Annotated in this window: 1 protein-coding gene; it reads left to right on the top strand. The window is 46.7% G+C overall.

What is annotated here, in order from left to right; genetic code table 11:
• The first annotated feature begins 151 nt into the window (after positions 1-151).
• The gene (locus JGK16_RS09465; protein WP_293190330.1) at positions 152-733 is read left to right on the top strand and encodes an Npun_F5749 family FMN-dependent PPOX-type flavoprotein; all 582 of its coding nucleotides are present in this window, start codon (positions 152-154) and stop codon (positions 731-733) included.
• Positions 734-846: the final 113 nt, after the last annotated feature.

Below are 846 nucleotides of genomic sequence, written 5' to 3'. Positions count from 1 at the left end.
TATTTAATCTGATCCCTCTTGAGTTTTTAAGCAACAGCTTGCCTGAGATTCAAAGGTGGCTACTTTTAGCTGTACTCATTTTTTAGTCTAAACTACAGTTACTGATTGCCAACTACCGATCGCCAATTACCCATATAATAGGATATTCATTATGTCTTTAGCACTTTGGCGATCGCCCTTAGCGCGATCGCTCCACCGCAACCGCAGTCTTGCCTATGCCCGCTACTTGCAACTAGCAACGGTTCGTCCTGACGGGCGTCCTGCTAACCGCACTGTGGTGTTTCGAGGCTTTTTGGAAAACACCAACCAGTTAAAGTTTATTACAGATATTCGCAGTCAAAAGGCAGAGGAAATTAATCTCTATCCTTGGGGGGAGATTTGCTGGTATTTCCCTAAAACTCGGGAACAATTTCGGATTGCTGGACAACTGATTTTGGCAGGGGCAGATTGTCCAGATGTAGAGTTGTACGCAGCCCGCCGCACAGCTTGGCAGGAGCTTTCTGAGGGGGCGCGGGTGCAGTTTGGTTGGCCCGAACCTGGGAAAGACAAGGCTGAGGCTACTGCTTTTGATTGTGCTTCCCCAGATGCGATCGAGCCGCTGCCTAGTTTTTGCTTGCTGCTGTTGGAACCGGAAACGGTGGATTTTTTGGAGTTGCGGGGGGAACCCCAGAACCGATCGCTTTACGGGCGCGACGGGGATGGCAATTGGTTTGTGCGATCGGTCAATCCCTGAAAAAGAAGTCATTAGTTATTGGTTATTGGTTATTAGTTATTGGTTATTGGTTATTGGTTATTGGTTATTGGTTATTGGTTATTGGTTATTGGTTATTGGTTATTGGTTATTGG

Origin of the sequence: Microcoleus sp. PH2017_09_SFU_O_A, assembly GCF_020738625.1 — a bacterium.
Taxonomy (GTDB): domain Bacteria; phylum Cyanobacteriota; class Cyanobacteriia; order Cyanobacteriales; family Microcoleaceae; genus Microcoleus.
The sequence above is the reverse complement of the archived record's forward strand: the minus strand, read 5'-3'. Positions and strand labels throughout refer to the sequence as shown.